This is a genomic window from Pseudomonas sp. KCJK9016 (genome assembly GCF_046231795.1).
GTDB classification, from domain to species: domain Bacteria; phylum Pseudomonadota; class Gammaproteobacteria; order Pseudomonadales; family Pseudomonadaceae; genus Aquipseudomonas; species Aquipseudomonas bananamidigenes.
The window spans coordinates 135516-150706 of sequence record NZ_JBJJMM010000003.1; the positions used below are offsets into that span (position 1 = coordinate 135516).

Annotated in this window: 14 protein-coding genes; 6 read left to right on the forward strand and 8 right to left on the reverse strand. The window is 59.3% G+C overall.

Annotated elements, in window-relative coordinates:
* Window positions 1-102: 102 nt before the first annotated feature.
* Genes ACK6BI_RS03720 through ACK6BI_RS03730 form a run of 3 tightly spaced genes read left to right on the forward strand, consistent with a single transcriptional unit; the run spans window position 103 to window position 3682 of the window.
* Window positions 103-522, forward strand: coding sequence for a hypothetical protein (locus ACK6BI_RS03720; protein WP_409316149.1), 420 nt, complete (start codon window positions 103-105; stop codon window positions 520-522).
* Window positions 429-3503, forward strand: a complete 3075-nt coding sequence (locus ACK6BI_RS03725) for a transglycosylase domain-containing protein (RefSeq protein ID WP_409316140.1) — start codon at window positions 429-431, stop codon at window positions 3501-3503. Before ACK6BI_RS03720 ends, ACK6BI_RS03725 begins: the two co-directional genes overlap by 94 nt.
* Window positions 3473-3682, forward strand: a complete 210-nt coding sequence (locus ACK6BI_RS03730) for a hypothetical protein (protein WP_409316044.1) — start codon at window positions 3473-3475, stop codon at window positions 3680-3682. Before ACK6BI_RS03725 ends, ACK6BI_RS03730 begins: the two co-directional genes overlap by 31 nt.
* A 15-nt stretch (window positions 3683-3697) precedes the next feature.
* Here the strand turns inward: ACK6BI_RS03730 and ACK6BI_RS03735 are convergent, their stop codons facing one another.
* The 6 genes from ACK6BI_RS03735 to ACK6BI_RS03760 form a co-directional block, all read right to left on the reverse strand.
* On the reverse strand, window positions 3698-4942 hold the full coding sequence (locus ACK6BI_RS03735; RefSeq protein ID WP_409316045.1) for a hypothetical protein: 1245 nt from the start codon (window positions 4940-4942) through the stop codon (window positions 3698-3700).
* Window positions 4943-4989: 47 nt separating this feature from the next.
* Window positions 4990-5493 (reverse strand): CS1 type fimbrial major subunit, encoded by a 504-nt coding sequence (locus ACK6BI_RS03740; protein ID WP_409316046.1) that lies wholly within the window; start codon window positions 5491-5493, stop codon window positions 4990-4992.
* A 19-nt stretch (window positions 5494-5512) separates the two neighbouring features.
* On the reverse strand, window positions 5513-6253 hold the full coding sequence (locus tag ACK6BI_RS03745; protein ID WP_409316047.1) for a molecular chaperone: 741 nt from the start codon (window positions 6251-6253) through the stop codon (window positions 5513-5515).
* A gap of 40 nt (window positions 6254-6293) precedes the next feature.
* On the reverse strand, window positions 6294-7520 hold the full coding sequence (locus ACK6BI_RS03750; protein ID WP_409316048.1) for a hypothetical protein: 1227 nt from the start codon (window positions 7518-7520) through the stop codon (window positions 6294-6296).
* A 3-nt stretch (window positions 7521-7523) separates the two neighbouring features.
* Window positions 7524-10046, reverse strand: a complete 2523-nt coding sequence (locus ACK6BI_RS03755) for a TcfC E-set like domain-containing protein (protein ID WP_409316049.1) — start codon at window positions 10044-10046, stop codon at window positions 7524-7526.
* Between the two features lie 81 nt (window positions 10047-10127).
* Complete coding sequence (locus ACK6BI_RS03760; RefSeq protein ID WP_409316050.1) at window positions 10128-10625, reverse strand: CS1 type fimbrial major subunit; 498 nt, start codon at window positions 10623-10625, stop codon at window positions 10128-10130.
* Between the two features lie 504 nt (window positions 10626-11129).
* Here ACK6BI_RS03760 and ACK6BI_RS03765 point away from each other — a divergent pair.
* Together ACK6BI_RS03765 and ACK6BI_RS03770 are read left to right on the forward strand one after the other, a co-directional pair.
* Window positions 11130-11705 carry a PadR family transcriptional regulator gene (locus tag ACK6BI_RS03765; RefSeq protein ID WP_409316051.1) on the forward strand — a complete coding sequence of 192 codons (576 nt, stop codon included), beginning with the start codon at window positions 11130-11132 and terminating at the stop codon, window positions 11703-11705.
* Window positions 11702-12487: a siderophore-interacting protein gene (locus tag ACK6BI_RS03770; RefSeq protein ID WP_409316052.1), complete on the forward strand. Its 786-nt coding sequence runs from the start codon at window positions 11702-11704 to the stop codon at window positions 12485-12487. The genes ACK6BI_RS03765 and ACK6BI_RS03770 overlap by 4 nt, the downstream gene beginning before the upstream one ends.
* 151 nt (window positions 12488-12638) lie before the next feature.
* Here ACK6BI_RS03770 and ACK6BI_RS03775 read toward each other — a convergent pair whose 3' ends face one another.
* Both ACK6BI_RS03775 and ACK6BI_RS03780 read right to left on the reverse strand, forming a co-directional pair.
* The gene (locus ACK6BI_RS03775) at window positions 12639-13283 is read right to left on the reverse strand and encodes a Pr6Pr family membrane protein (RefSeq protein ID WP_409316053.1); all 645 of its coding nucleotides are present in this window, start codon (window positions 13281-13283) and stop codon (window positions 12639-12641) included.
* Between the two features lies 1 nt (window position 13284).
* Window positions 13285-13515 (reverse strand): VF530 family DNA-binding protein, encoded by a 231-nt coding sequence (locus tag ACK6BI_RS03780; protein ID WP_065258699.1) that lies wholly within the window; start codon window positions 13513-13515, stop codon window positions 13285-13287.
* A 300-nt stretch (window positions 13516-13815) separates the two neighbouring features.
* Here ACK6BI_RS03780 and ACK6BI_RS03785 point away from each other — a divergent pair, with 300 nt between their 5' ends.
* Complete coding sequence (locus tag ACK6BI_RS03785) at window positions 13816-15177, forward strand: carbohydrate porin (protein WP_409316054.1); 1362 nt, start codon at window positions 13816-13818, stop codon at window positions 15175-15177.
* Window positions 15178-15191 lie beyond the last annotated feature (14 nt).

Below are 15191 nucleotides of genomic sequence, written 5' to 3' on the forward strand. Positions count from 1 at the left end.
CCTCCGGCTCCGGGCCTGAGGATCAGCGGGGCTGGCAGTATAAAAAGCTTCCAGCAGGATATTTCACTCTAAAAACCGTCTTATTCAGCGACAAGCATCGTTATGAAGCGGGATTTCGAGACAAACACTCCTGAAAAAACCGGATTATTCACTGCCGAAGTGGGCGCCGAGTATTGCACAGCAACGGTGCAGCGTCATGCCCCTACCCAAGTCGTATTTACCCGCGAACCGCTCTGTTCTGCCCTTTCCCGAGACCTGCACACGCGCTGCCGACGGATTGCCTTCCGTGCAGATTTGTTCAGGGTCACCGCTTCACAATTTTTTCATCCCGCCCAACCACCGACTAAGCTTCAGTCAAGTCCGATCAATCTGCGTGAATGGATCAATCGACTATGGGCGCTTTGTGGCAAACCGATTCGAGTGAAAAAGTGGTTCCGACTGAACGTGTGGATCAAGCGCCTGCCCCTGAAAAACCCCGTCGCAACCGGCATGGGTGGAAGGCTTTCTGGCTGTTGGTGTTGATCATTGCGGTGGTCGTGGGGCTGGCCGCCATGAAGGAAATGCGCACTTCGCGTTTTCAGTCCCGCGAGGTCAGCCAGTACGCCGCCAGATTGACCTATGAACTGCAACCGGGCCCCAGCGAAGCCATTCGTTATCCGGGCAACGGGCCTTTTGATCTGCGTCTGGGTTACAGCTCGCTGGATGAATTCCTGCCGCGATTGCTCAAGCGCAATTATGTGATCACCGAACAGACACGCTTTTCGCCAGCGTTGCTCGGCTACACCGACAAGGGCCTGTTCGTGCCCTACTCCGAAAAAATCCAGGCCGGGCTGTCGATCACCGATTGCCGTGCCGCGCCGCTGTATCAGTACAACTATCCGCAGCAGCTGTATTCGAGTTTCGAGTCGATTCCACCGGTGGTGGTCAACAGCCTGCTGTTCATCGAAAACCGCTTTCTGCTCGACCCGAAACAACCGCTGGCCAACCCGGCGGTGGACTGGCCGCGCTTCGGCATGGCGGCGTGGTCGCAGGTCGCCAAGCTGCTGCACTTGCCGGGGCAGTCGGCGGGCGGCAGCACGCTGGCCACGCAGCTGGAAAAATATCGCCACTCGCCGGATGGGCTGACGGTGAACGGTGCCGAGAAAATCCGCCAGATGATTTCCGCCAGTGTGCGCGCCTATCAGGCCGGCCCGGACACCCTGCCGGCGCGGCGCAACATCATTCGCGATTACCTGAACAGTGTGCCGCTGTCAGCGGTGCCGGGGCACGGCGAAGTCCACGGCATGGCCGAAGGCTTGCGGGTCTGGTATGGCGCCGATTTCAATGAAGCCAACAAAAAACTGACCAGTACCGCGACCGATCCGCAGACCATGGCCGACAAGGGTCTGGCCCTGCGGGAAATGCTCTCGCTGATGATCGCCCAGCGCCGTCCGTCTCACTACCTGACCAAGGGCCGGGAAGAGCTGGCCGATCTCACCGACAGTCACCTGCGCCTGCTCAAGCAGAACGGCGTGATCGACACCGCGCTGGCCGATGCCGCCCTCGCGAGCAAGGTCACCTATCGCGACTGGCAGACCCAGCCGACGATTCAGCCGATCGAGACCAACAAAGGCATCAGCGTCGCCCGCAGCCGTCTGGCTTCGATGCTCAATCGCCCGCTGTACGACCTCGACCGCCTCGACCTCTCCGCCACCAGCACCCTGCAAGGGGAGCTGCAGACCCAGGCCACCGCCTACCTGAAAAAACTCGCCGACCCGGCTTACGCCGCTGAAATCGGCCTGCTCGGCGAGCGCCTGCTGACGCCCACCAGCACCACGCAAGTGCGTTACAGCTTCACCCTGTTCGAACTGACCCCGGATGGCTCGCGTGTGCGGGTGCAGACCGACAGCACCGACCAGCCGTTCGACATCAACGAGGGCAGCAAGCTGGAGCTGGGCTCCACGGCGAAGATGCGGGTGCTGACCACCTACCTGCAAATCATCTCCGAACTGCATGACAAGTACGGCGCCATGTCTGTGCCGGAATTGAAAAAGGTCGAGGTGCCGGATCAGGATCGCCTGACCCAGTGGGTGATCGACTACCTGATCCAGAACAAGGATCACGACCTGTCGAAGATGCTTTCCGCGGCCCTCGACCGCAAATATTCCGCCAGCCCCGGCGAGGCGTTTTTCACCGGCGGCGGGCTGCATGTTTTCCACAACTTCCGCAAGGAAGACAACGGCCGCATGCCGACCCTGCGCGACGCCCTGCGCGAGTCGATCAACCTGCCGTTCATTCGCCTGATGCGCGACCTGGTGCGCTACACCACCTACTCCGGCCCCAACAACAGCGCCGAACTGCTCAAGGACGACCGCGACCCGCGGCGCCAGGAATACCTCGCCTCGTTCGCCGACCGCGAGGGCACTTCGTTCCTGCTCAAGTTCTGGAAAAAGTACCGGAACAAGGACACCCAGGCCCGCCTCGACACCTTCCTCGACAGCATGCGCCCGACCCCGATCCGCATGGCCGCGGTGCATCGCTATCTGCTGCCCGACGCCAGTCAGGAAGACTTCAACACCTTTGTCCGCTCGCATCTCAAGGGCGTGAAACTGACTGAAAAACTCACCGACGAGCGCCTCGAACGGCTTTATCTGGCCTACGGTCCCGGCACCTATGACCTGCCGGACCAGGGCTTCATCGCCAAAGTCCATCCGCTGGACCTGTGGCTGATCGGCTACCTGCTCAATCACCCGGACGCGACCTGGAGCCAGATCGTCAAGGCCAGTCAATTCGAGCGCCAGGAAGTCTACAGCTGGCTGTTCAAGAGCAAACACAAGGGCGCCCGTGACAGTCGTATCCGCACCATGCTCGAGATCGAAGCTTTCCTCGACATCCATCAGCGCTGGCAAAAAGTCGGTTACCCGTTCGATCATCTGGTGCCGTCGCTGGCCACCGCCATCGGCAGCTCCGGCGACCGTCCCGCCGCGCTGGCCGAGTTGATCGGCACCATCCTCAACGATGGGGTGCGCATGCCGACCCTGCGCATCGACAGCCTGCATTTTGCCGCCGGCACGCCTTACGAAACGAAACTGGTCAATGATCCTCATGTCGGTAAACGGGTGATGCCGTCCGAAGTCGCCACGGCCATGCGCGAGGCACTCTCCCAGGTGGTGGATTCGGGGACTGCCAAACGTGTTTCCGGCAGTTTCAAGATGGCCGATGGCCGACCACTGATCATGGGCGGCAAGACCGGTACCGGTGACAACCGGATCGAAGCCATCGGTTCCGGCGGACGAATCCTCAGTTCCAAATCGATCAACCGTACCGCGACGTTTGTGTTCTACATCGGCGACAGCCATTTCGGCACACTCACCGCGTACGTTCCCGGCCGTTCGGCGGAGAACTTCAAATTCACCTCGGCGTTGCCGGTGCAGGTACTCAAGGGGATGGCGCCGATTCTCAACAACTATCTGCAACCGGGTAGCCATACACAATGTCAGCCCTTGGAGGTTACCCGCCGCTGAAGGGCGGCGCGTCATTTTCCCGACTTGAACAACGGCACTCACCCGGCCCGGCTGCGCCGGTCAGTGATGAGGAATACGTACGCGAGCTCACTGAACTGGCCTACCGACGACAGGGGCCGGGACGTTCGCTGACCGTCACAGCCATGCGTCGGCATGGTCTGCTGCCCATGCCGACCTGAAGCCAGGAAAGGCCATCAAACCTCAGAGTCCCAGATTACCGTGACATTACCGGCATACTGCTTCGCCTGACCGGGTTGCAGCATCTGCTCCATGTAATGGCTCGGAACTTCGAAGTGCAGGGTGCCGGGTGCCCGATCGACGAAAATTCCTGGTTGAAACAAGGTATCGGTCGGGCGTTCCGTGAGGCGCTGGTGCTTCACCGGCCGGCCTGCCGCGTCAGTGATTCCATGGGGCAGGCTCACGCTCATATAGACCTGGGGAAAGGTACTGCCGGATTCGACGTCGCGTAACGAGCAGGCGCCAATGCCGCCGTACTGGCATTCGATGGACATCCGAAATCGTGAAGAAGCGGAAATGTTGAATGTCTGATCCTTGAGCAACCGGACCGGTCTTCGCCCCTCCTGCAACCAGGCTTGCCAGCCGCCCTGCGGCACCAGTTCAATCCTGTTGCCACCCGGCGGCAAGTCGACCTTGAGCAAATGCTGCACATCGAGCACGAATCTGAACGTGACGACGGCATTGTCCGGCAACAGATTATCGCCCGCATCAATGTCCAGCCCCGGCCCCACGCCATAGATCAGCTCACCGGTATAAATCCCGGCCGACATCGTGAACGGGCTGGGTGTACGAAGTTCGTAGCCCACATCCAGGTAGTCGTAGGTAATCCACGGTATCCGGAATGCGGCCTCCTTGCTGCAGTCCGTTTCCGAGGGGCCGCGCCAGAAGGATCGATACGCGTTCGGCGTAAACGCGGACATCGCTCCAGACTCACAAGGTTTGGAGGGAAACCACCAGCCTCGACCACCCCACAGATCGTCATGTGCCTGTTGATCGGTAGCGGCCCCTGTCAGGCTCTTCGCCGTGTCGCTCAAAACATACTGAGTACCCAACCCGCCGATTCGCATTTCTACCGTGGCGGTTTCCCCGTTTACAACATTTCTGATGGTCAGACTGCGCCATTGATTGGGGATCCTCAACATCGCACCATTGCGCACCGTCGCCCCTGGCTCGATCGAACGGACAGAAGCAAAGCGTAATGGCAGGCGCACGCCAGACAGGTTGTAGGCTTTGCAGTCAGCGACGTACGTTCCGCAATAACCACCTTGTACCGTCTGATCGATGAACGCATTGTTCTGCGGTTTCGACGGATCGGGTATGAAACTGGCACGCATCTCTTGAGTGACGGCTTGCACGGAGGCACAAAACAATATGCCGACCGCGCACGCGAACATCCTGTTTTTACGGAACCTGAAAATCATTGCCACGTCCTTGCACTGAATAGCGATGTCTTATGTCCGGTCCATGTCTAACCCTGAGGAGCGGCCGCATTGAACATGAGGTTGACGGTGCCGAAATAGTCTCCTGGCTTGTAGCCGTCGAACTGCTCAACCGGCTGGATTTCCAACAGCACCCGGGCCCCGTTGCGCGCTTCCTCAGCGGTGACCACTTGCTGGGGAACCGGGTCGTGGCTGAGCAACTTGCCATTGAAGAACACCCTTAAAAGGATGTGCGCATTCGGATCTCTCCCGTTGGTCAAGTAGGGAAAGCTCTCAAGGCGTGCCTCAATGGCGCTGCTGTCATGCCGGACGTCGAAGTGTCTGCGCAGGCTGCCGAGGGTCGAGGTGTTCACATCCCAGGGCAGGCGTTGTTCGCGATGAATCCAGTCCGGTTCGCTGGGTATGACGTAAAACTGCAGCGTCGGAATGTGCACCGATACATGAAACTCCAGCTCTTCCCGCGCCGCGAACGCCCAGGCGCTCATCAATCCCAGTCCGGCGGCCGCCGTCAGGGCCATCCATTGTTTGATCATTTTTCATTTTCCCTGAGGGTCAACCGGCGGTTTTCAGGTTCTTTTTGCTGTCGCCTTCGACCAGGATGAAGCGATATTCGCGTCCCGGTTTTTTCTCGAACTCGAAGGTCTTGCCGGCCATGACGTGGTGTTTGGTGGTGGCGTCGCATTCGGTCTCGTCAGACTTCGAACAGCTCTTGAATTCGTCGATCACCACCACGGTGTTGCCGTTGTTGCGCACCTTGTAAGTGCCCGTTTTGTCGTCGATCACCGTATCGAATCGGGCATTAAGCGGACGTACGAAAAAGATCGTGCCGAAACCGGCCATGACGTTGACGCCAGCTGTCAGGGTCTTCTTGTATTCCTCCCGCTCTTCGCTGGAAACCGCGAACTCGTCCTCCTTCTCCGGCACCACCGGGACGAACCGCACACGGAAGTAACGCTCTTTGTCACGTTCGCCCATGAACAGCAAACGAGTGCCCTGCATGCCCTGGGCGGGGATGATCAAGCGTGCGGGACTGGCCATCACGCCGTCACGGGCGCCTGCATCGGACTGCGTCTTGACCGGAACTTCGGTGGAGGTGCCGTCGGCGTTGTAGATGATTTCCAGGACGTTGATCTTGACGAACGCGGTGCTGTCACCGCTGTTGTAGACGCGTTTCAAGTACGTACTTTTATCGCCGGCCAGATAGTCGTAGACCACGCCGATGTTGATGTTCGGACCGGCCTGAGCAGAGGGATAAAACAGGCTCACGACTAACAGGACAAGTAATTGCTTCATGCACACACGCTCCAATGGAAGACCCACAATCAAAAAACGGTCAGATCTCTGAGTCGAAAACAACAATGACCGTCTGCGAATATTTATTGCCCTTGTCCGCTGTCAGTATTCTCGCAATGGAATTTTTCTCGACATCGAAATGCAGGGTTCCCTGCTGCCGGTCAACGTAAATGCCTGGCTGAAACACCACGGCATTGACTTCATGAGGGCGAAGCCGCTGCCGTCGGACCGGCCTGCCACCGGTATCGGTCAGGCCACCTGGCAGAGTGACGCTGACACCCATCGCGGCATAACTTGACTGGTTATCGTTGTACAGGAAGCAATACTCGCTGGTGGCCGTTCCGCCACAGTCCAGATACATCTTGAAGCGCGAACTGGCCGAGATGTGGAACGTCTGATCGCGGTACAACCGTTCGGGAATGCGTCGGGTATTGAGCCATGGTTGCCATCCGCCTTCGGGCTCCAGCGCAATGCGATTGCCTCCGGGTGGCAGGTCGACTTTGAGGGTGTGCTGAACGTCCAGAACGAAATCCAGCGTCAGGTTGGCGTCATCCGAATCGAACAGTGGCCCCATATTGAAATCGGCGGCGACTCTGCCAACGCTGTAAGTCAGCGACCCTCTATACACGCCGGCAGACATGGCCAAAGGGTTCGGTGTCCGCAATTCATAAGCAACATCGAGATGCTCGAAAGACATATGCCCCACATTGAATGCCGCAATCTTGTTGCAGCTTCCCGACTGAGGTGTCTTCCAGAAAAAACGATAGGTACTCGGCGTGTAAGCACCCACACCGCTGTATTGGCAAGGAGGCGGGGCATTGACCCAGGAACTGGTGGTCCACAGTTTACGGTGCGCTTCCAGAATGTCGGCTATCCCCGTCAATTCAGTGACCGGCCTGCTGAGGCGAAAGACCGAGCCTATGCCTGAGATGCGCACTTCCACGGTACTGGTTTGCTGAGTTTCAGGATTGGTGACAGTCAAACTACGCCATTGGGCAGGTGCCTTGATCCAGACGCCTTCATTCAATGACATCGGGGTGATTGTGTGAAAGCGTATCGGCATCTGGATGCTGAACGTTTTGTTATCACTGCATTGTTCCGGGTAAATGGCGCAGTAACCGCTGTTCGGGGTCTGGTTGATGAACTCGTTCTTCCACGGCATCGAAGGATCTGGCTGGAACAATGCCTTGATCTCCTGATTCGCCCCTTGTGCTTGTGACACACCGAGTAACATGAGCGGTGTCAGCCAATGCTTCAGTTTTTTCATGACTCAACCTGCCTTCTGATCGAAAACAGTTGCATCGGCCAATGTGTCCGGACTGCACCGCAGATCGCCGATCATCAACACATTGTTTTCCACTCGCCCCTGCTGCGGATCGAGACGGAACTGGCACAGCAACTGATCGGCAAACCGCACTTCCAGGGTCGGCGAACCGGCGTGCATTTCCATGGAGAAGAATCCGTCCACTTCGCTCACCCCACGGCTGGCGTGATTGATCACGTGATGGCCCTTGAGCGGCCGTCCCTGGGGATCGAGCAGACGGCCCAGCACCGTGAAGGTTTTCATCACGCGCACCTTGCGGTATTCCACGCCGCCCTTGTTCATGTGATACCGGGTTCGCGCCGGTTCGATGGACGCCGCCGGCACATCGTTGCCGACAAAGTCGAAGCTCACCGAGCTGTTCCTGTAAGCCGTGATCGGAATGAAGTTGCGCCCTGGCCGCAGAGCTGCGCTGCCACCGCTCAAGTCATCGGCGCGCAGGGCGATGCCGTCGATGTCGGACTCGACATCCACGATCATCCCCGCCCCCCGGCCCTGAGGCTGGCTGGTCATGACTATGGCCTGCCCACCGACGGCCACCGTGCTGTCCAGGTTCAGGCCGCCGGTGTAGTTGCCGTTATAGGAGGAGCGCTGGATGAAGCCATCGCCATTGGCGATGTCGGTGCTGAAGTTGGCCTGGCCATTCAGGCCGATTCCGTAAGTGTCCGTGAGCACGGTCGCCATCACGCTTTGCAGCACGTGGTCGTCGAAGTTCTTGCGGTAACCCAGCGAGCCGTTGTTGTCCCGGCTGCCGTCCCGTGCCGTACGCGTACCGATGCTGCCGGAGACCTGCTGGCCCGGACCGCCCAACGCGACGTTGAGGCTCAGATCCACGCCCCGGTTTCGCGCATCACCGCTGCTGTAGCTGCCGGGCCGGTCGAACAGCGACAGCCGCCAGTTGGAGTCACTGCCAAACAACGTGGTGCGCTGGGTCCAGCCCAGATCGAGGCCGACGCCTTCTACGTTGCCCTCACTGTGGGAAACCCGGGCATTGAGCGAGCTGTTGCGGCTGACCCGGTGATTGAGCGCCAGCGAGGAGTTGCTGGTCTGCCCGGTGAAAACATTGCGCTGACGGATGCGGGTGCCGTCTGGCAGCGTGTCGTAAATGTCGGTGGTGTCGAGCCAGCTGCGGTTGTGACTCACCACCAGGCTACCGGCCCCATAGTTGTACAGGCCTTGCAGATCCAGTCCGGTGCCATGGTCTTTGGTCGTGTAGACGTTGGCGAACATGCTCACGCTGTTGGCGAGGGTCCAGTCGATCGAGGTGCCGTACTGCAGTTTCTCGCGAACCTGCCGGGCCGACAGACCGAGGATCACACGGGGGTGCAACAGATAGTTGAGCGACGCACCGGCCGTGGCGTCACCGCTGGCCTGGCGGTCCCAATTGCTGAGCAGTTTGGTTTCCTGGCCGGCAAATACGTTGTAGCGCCAGCGCTCTTCGGGGTTACGCCAGTTGCTCGGCTTGTACACCAGCTCCTGAGTGGTCGAGGTGATCTGGCCGTCCTCGATCAGTCGCACTTCCACTTCATAAATGCCCCCGGGCAATGGCCGTGTGTCGAGGGTCTGCAAACCGGCAGGCACGGATTGGGTGTTGATCAACAGCCCATCGCGAAAGATCTCCACCGAGGCCTGACGGTTGGCCGTGACATAGATCGGGTAGACGCTGGGATTCTGCAGATCCACTGCCAGGCTGTCGGAACTGCCGTACATCACGCCGACCGTCGTGTCGGGGCTGTTGCCGAAAGAGCGAGGCTGCCGGGTCAGGCCTTCTGAAGTCGGCGTGAAATAGCCCATGCGCAGAAAGCTGCCTTGCAGTTCGCGCTGGGTGTGCAGTTCGTACACCGCGTGATAGAGCTTGTCGTCCGGTCCGCCCAGACGGGCCAGTTGCATGTTGAAAGTCTGCGTCCAGTTACCCAGGCTGCCATTGGCTTCAAGGCCATAGCGGCCGCCCAGATCCTGATCCTGACCGCCGTTCAGGTTGAGCTGGTTGCGCACGATAAGGCCGGTGCTGCCGTCCTGGGGCTGCTCGTAGAAACGAGGGGTTTCGCTGTCTCGCTCGGCATTCTCGGTGACGATCGATACCAGCGAGTTTTCCAGGTTGTAGTGCACGGCGAGCATTTGCTCCGGGCATTGACCGCTACAACCACCCAGCGGTACGCCAGGCTTGAGATAGCCGGCCCATTTTTCCCGTTCGGCGGCGCCGAAACGGTTTTCACTGGTATCAGTGAAATCAAGCAGCGTGATGCGATCATCGCGGGTCAGCACGATCATCGCTTCGCCCAACGGTTGCTGATCGAGTTCCACCCGTACAGCCAGAGGAACATCGAAAAAGTGTTCTTCAAAGTCTTTCGGCAAGCCTTTGGCCTGCGCCAGCAAACTGCGCGGCGTTGTACCGGCCGATTCGGCAGCTGCTGCCGCACCGGCACAAAACAGCAACGCAAGTGCAGTCGCGATGGAAGTCATCGGGAACATGAAAACGAACTCTGAATGCGAACGGATAAAGTCCGGCCGACTGACGCATGCGTCAGCCAGCCGGCTTTGTTACTTCACGGATTAGAGCGTGCTGCCACCGACCGGTGGAACCGCGTCGAACATCATGGTCACTGCGCCGGTGTAGTCGCCCGGCGTGAAGTCGGTGCCGGTCGCGGTAATGCGCACCGGTGCACGGTAGTTCACATCCGACTCCGACTCCCCTACGACCATTTGCGGAGTCTGGGTCAGCACCTTGCCATTGAACTCGACTTTGAGGTCGATGATGCTCGAACCGCCGATCAGCTTCGGAACGCCCTCCAGTGAGCCGTGAACCGATCCGTTGTTGTTGCGCACATCAAAGAAGCCTTCCACCGGTTTCATGGTGCCGGTGATCGGGCTGAAGCTCATGTCCTGGTCCTTGTTGACCAGATCCGGGTCCGTCGGCACCACATAGAAACCATTGGTCGGTACATGCGCCACCAGACTGATGGAGTGTCGTGCCTCACCGGCGGCGAATACCGCGGAAGAGCTCAAAGCCAGAACGGCCAGCGGGGCAGCGAAAGCGATTTTCTTGAACATCGGTCAGTACCTGTTTTCTATTAAGGAATCGAAACATTGAACTTCCCGCCACTCCAGCCAATATAGCCATGAAACATGGAAGTTCAACGCCGGGGCATGATCAACGCTTGTTAAATGAATGTAAGCAGGCAACTTCCCACGAACTTGTAGCTCAACAACCTCGCAACTTGAAAGAAAAAACATCAAAACCCGAAAATATACAAAAACAACTGTAAGCCATGCCCTACCCACAGTTGAACTGAAAAAAACATTACAGCACTTTGGCCAATACTTCGCGGCACTTCTTTTGATATTTAGAATATAAGCTCAACTATCAATAGAGCGACAGCTTTAACTTCATGGTCATTCTTTTCCGGACGATCAAATAACCCCTGCACGCGGTGATTCTCCCTTCTCGCCCGGTTGACCATTCGTCCGCTGCCGTTCCCTTTCGGGAAAAAATGCCTTGCCACCTACAAAAGATATATCTTACGTTGTATCTAAACACGACGAGAGAAGACTGAAATGAGAGACCATCATCCCCATCACCGAGACCATGGCGACAGCCGTGACGGCTTCGAAAAACGCCACGGCCGCGAACGCGGCGGACGCGGCCCACGGGTATTCGCCCCCGGCGACCTGAAATTGCTGTTACTGGCATTGATTGCCGAGCAGCCGTGCCACGGCTATGACCTGATCCGCCAGATCGAAACCATGTTCGACGGCGCCTACAGCCCCAGCCCCGGCGTGATCTACCCGACCCTGACGTTTCTCGAAGAGAGCGAGATGATCACAGGCGATGCCGAGGGCGGCAAAAAACGCTATGCGGTCACCGATGCCGGCCGTCAGTCCCTCGGCGAACAGGCCGTGGCACTGGACGGGGTACGCATGCGTATCGATGTCAGCAAACGTTCGTTGCGCGGCCACGACCGGCCGCCGGAAATCCATGAAGCGGTGCACAACCTGCGCCACGCCCTGCAAATGCACCACGGGCGCTGGAGCCCGGAAGAAATCCTGCGGGTTCGCGACCTGCTCAACGACACCGCCAAAGCCATCGTCGACGGCCCTGCCGTTCAACCTGCTCCGGAGAACGCCGAATGACTGAAGTCCAGACCCAAGGCATCCACCGTGTGATGCATGAAATCAAACGCCGCCGACTCGAAGTCTTGCGCGTGGTCGACCTGACCCCGCGCATGCGCCGCATCACCCTCGGCGGGCCGGAACTGGCCGGGTTCGTCAGCCTCGGCACTGACGACCACGTCAAACTGCTGTTCCCGCAGAACGCCGAACAGGCCGCCGCGCTGGAAACCCTGGTGCTCGGTGCCGGCAAGAGCGACGTTCCGATGCCGGAGATGCGCGACTACACCCCGCGCCGCTACGACCTCGACAAGCTTGAACTGGACATCGATTTCGTCCTCCACGGCGACGGCCCGGCCTCGACCTGGGCCGAACAGGCCAAACCCGGGCAGTATCTGCACATCGGCGGCCCGCGTGGCTCGATGATCGTGCCGGATATCTTCGACAGCTACCTGCTGATCGGCGACGAAACCGCCCTGCCCGCCATCGCCCGCCGCCTCGAAGGCCTGGCGGCCAATCGCAAGGCGCTGGTGGTGGTCGAAGTGGAAAACGGCAAGGAGCAGCAAGCGCTGGAAAGCGCGGCGCAGGTCAACGTGATCTGGGTGTTGCGCGGCGCGAACAAGGACAGTCTGCTGACCACCGTGAAGCAGTTGCAGGTGCCCAAGGGCAATCTGTATGCGTGGGTCGCGACGGAAACGAAAGTCTCGCGGCAGATCCGCCGGGTGCTGCTCGATGAGCACGGGCTGGACGAGCAGTTCGTCAAAGCCGTCGGTTACTGGCGCGCCGAAGGCTCCGAAGAAGAGTAACTGCATACATTGGTGGCGAGGGAGGTTGCTCCCGCTGGGCTGCGAAGCGGCCCCGATCCTGCAACCGCGTTGTATCAGGTAAAACGCAATCGCAGGGTTTACGACTGCCGCACAGCCGAACGGGAGCAAGCTCCCTCGCCACAGGGTTTGCTCACTCGTGCCGTTTAGAGGGAAACCCGCGGTCAAGGCCGATAAAGAGCAACGCAATCAGCACAAACCCCACCAGAATCCCCCCGGCATTGACGAACACCTGTGGATAACCCAGCAGCGCCACGTCAATGAACGGATACGCGTAAGCCCCCAGCAGATGCCCGCGCAGCAGCGCATAAACGAAGTACACCAGCGGATAGATCAGCCACAACGGCAGATGCTTCAGGCGCAAGGTGCCCTTGGGCACGCACAACCACCAATAGGCCAGAAACAGCAGCGGCATCACGTCGTGGAGCAATTCGTCGGCGATGAACTGCCAGCCCTGAGGATGCCACAAGTGCCGCAGCAGAATGCTGTACGCCAGGGCCACCACGGCAATGCTCACCGCGATGCCGCTGCTGACCCAGGGTTGCAGAAACCAGCGGCGAGCAGCGGATTCGCGATCCGTCACCGCGCAAGTCAGCACCACCGCCACCAGGGTGTTGGTGATCACGGTGAAGTAACTGAAAAAACTCACCAGCCCGCCCAACAGACTGGCGCCAATGCTCAACCGCGCGAAGAAAATCAGGTACAGCTGAATCCCCAGCCCGACCCAGCCCAGCACCGCAACCGAAGTGACCAGGCGTCGCCGCAACAGCGCGTTCATTTCAGAGCGGACGCTTGGTGCGCATCAGTTTCACGTACAGGCGTTCGACTTTCTCCCGTGCCCAGGGCGTCTTGCGCAAAAAGGTCAGGCTCGACTTGATGGTCGGATCGCTCTTGAAGCAACGGATGTCGATGCGCTCGGCCAGACCCGACCACTCGTAATGGGTCACCAGTGCATTGAGGATCTGTTCGAGGGTCACGCCGTGCAGCGGATCGGGATTGTGTTCGTTCATGCCGGGCCTTTGAGCGAAGTGAAAATGCAGAAGCCGCGCACCTTAGCCGAGGGGCCGGGCCGGTGGAAGGCCTTCCTTCAACTGTAGGTGAACCGTGCACGATCGCAGGCTCCGTCGACACCGGCAATGTGATCGATTGCCGCACTGTTACCGAATCCGAAAGGGTTCATGTCTGCAAAAGCACTTTGTGTTTTTGTAACTGGACATTATCCTGCCGCCCTTCCGCTGAATCGCTTCACTGCCTGCGTCAAATCGTAGCGGTCAGCCCATCCCCCAAAAAGATCAAGAAAGACCTACTCAATGCCCGATTTTCCGTTCTTCCGAGACAGCGCTATCTCAACCCTGCGCCTGATCGGCGGCTGCACCGCCCTTGGCCTCGCCACCTGCACCCAGGCCGCTCCGGCCTTCGACGGTGAATCACCGTACATGCTCGGTGACTGGAACGGCACCCGCAGCGAACTCTCGGAAAAAGGCATCGACTTCAAACTCGATTACACCGGCGAAATGGGCAGCAACCTGCACGGCGGCTACGACCATGACCGCGCTGCGCGCTACAGCGACCAGTGGGGCCTGGGCACCCATCTGGACCTGCAAAAACTGCTGGGCTGGAACGACGCCGAATTTCAGTTGACCGTGACCAAACGCAGCGGCAACAACATCAGCAACGATCGCATCAACGACCCGCGCGTCGGTGGTTTCACCTCCGCGCAGGAAGTCTGGGGCCGTGGCCAGACCACGCGCCTGACGCAAATGTGGTACCAGCAAAAATTCTTCGACCGGAAACTCGACATCAAGGTCGGCCGATTCGGCGAAGGCGAAGACTTCAACAGCTTCCCGTGCGACTTCCAGAACCTGGCGTTCTGCGGATCCCAGGTCGGCAACTGGGTCGGCGGCATCTGGTACAACTGGCCGGTCAGCCAATGGGCGCTGCGGGTCAAATATCACCTGACGCCGGAGCTGTACGCACAAGTCGGCGCCTATGAGCAGAACCCGTCGAACCTCGATCGCGGCAACGGCTTCAAACTCAGCGGCAGCGGCACCCAGGGTGCGATCCTGCCAGTTGAGCTGGTGTGGACACCGAAGCTCAACGGCCTGCCGGGCGAATACCGTGCCGGTTACTACTACAGCAACGCCAAGGCCACCGACGCCTATAAGGACAGCAACGGCCAGCCGGCAGCCCTGAGCGGTGAAGCCTATCGCAGCGCTTCGAGCAAGCATGGTGTGTGGCTGGGTGTGCAGCAGCAGATCACCAGCGTCGCCAGCGACAATTCCCGCGGTCTGAGCCTGTTCGCCAACGGCACGATGCACGACAAGAAGACCAACGCCGTGGACAACTATGTCCAGGCCGGCCTGGTCTACAAAGGCCTGTTCGACGCTCGCGCCAAAGACGACATCGGCTTCGCCCTCGCCCGTGTCCACGTCAACCCGGCCTACCGCAAGAACGCCGAAGCGACCAACCAGGCCCGCGCCGTCTACGACTACGACGATCCGTCCTACCTGCCGCCGCAGGACACCGAATACAGCGCCGAACTCTATTACGGCGTGCACGTCACGAACTGGCTGACCGTGCGCCCGAACCTGCAATACATCCGCCATCCGGGCGGTGTGGACAAGGTCGACGACGCACTGATCGGCGGGATCAAGATCCAGTCGTCGTTCTGATTTCAATTTTGCAA

Excerpts from the sequence above, each read along its gene's own strand:
- ACK6BI_RS03720 (WP_409316149.1), top strand. The coding sequence starts at position 103 with ATGAAGCGGGATTTCGAGACAAACACTCCTGAAAAAACCGGATTATTC.
- ACK6BI_RS03740 (WP_409316046.1), bottom strand. The coding sequence starts at position 5,493 with ATGATCAAACAATGGATGGCCCTGACGGCGGCCGCCGGACTGGGATTG.
- ACK6BI_RS03780 (WP_065258699.1), bottom strand. The coding sequence starts at position 13,515 with ATGAACGAACACAATCCCGATCCGCTGCACGGCGTGACCCTCGAACAG.
- ACK6BI_RS03770 (WP_409316052.1), top strand. The coding sequence starts at position 11,702 with ATGACTGAAGTCCAGACCCAAGGCATCCACCGTGTGATGCATGAAATC.
- ACK6BI_RS03735 (WP_409316045.1), bottom strand. The coding sequence starts at position 4,942 with ATGATTTTCAGGTTCCGTAAAAACAGGATGTTCGCGTGCGCGGTCGGC.
- ACK6BI_RS03785 (WP_409316054.1), top strand. The coding sequence starts at position 13,816 with ATGCCCGATTTTCCGTTCTTCCGAGACAGCGCTATCTCAACCCTGCGC.
- ACK6BI_RS03765 (WP_409316051.1), top strand. The coding sequence starts at position 11,130 with ATGAGAGACCATCATCCCCATCACCGAGACCATGGCGACAGCCGTGAC.
- ACK6BI_RS03750 (WP_409316048.1), bottom strand. The coding sequence starts at position 7,520 with ATGAAAAAACTGAAGCATTGGCTGACACCGCTCATGTTACTCGGTGTG.
- ACK6BI_RS03745 (WP_409316047.1), bottom strand. The coding sequence starts at position 6,253 with ATGAAGCAATTACTTGTCCTGTTAGTCGTGAGCCTGTTTTATCCCTCT.
- ACK6BI_RS03730 (WP_409316044.1), top strand. The coding sequence starts at position 3,473 with ATGTCAGCCCTTGGAGGTTACCCGCCGCTGAAGGGCGGCGCGTCATTT.
- ACK6BI_RS03760 (WP_409316050.1), bottom strand. The coding sequence starts at position 10,625 with ATGTTCAAGAAAATCGCTTTCGCTGCCCCGCTGGCCGTTCTGGCTTTG.
- ACK6BI_RS03755 (WP_409316049.1), bottom strand. The coding sequence starts at position 10,046 with ATGTTCCCGATGACTTCCATCGCGACTGCACTTGCGTTGCTGTTTTGT.
- ACK6BI_RS03775 (WP_409316053.1), bottom strand. The coding sequence starts at position 13,283 with ATGAACGCGCTGTTGCGGCGACGCCTGGTCACTTCGGTTGCGGTGCTG.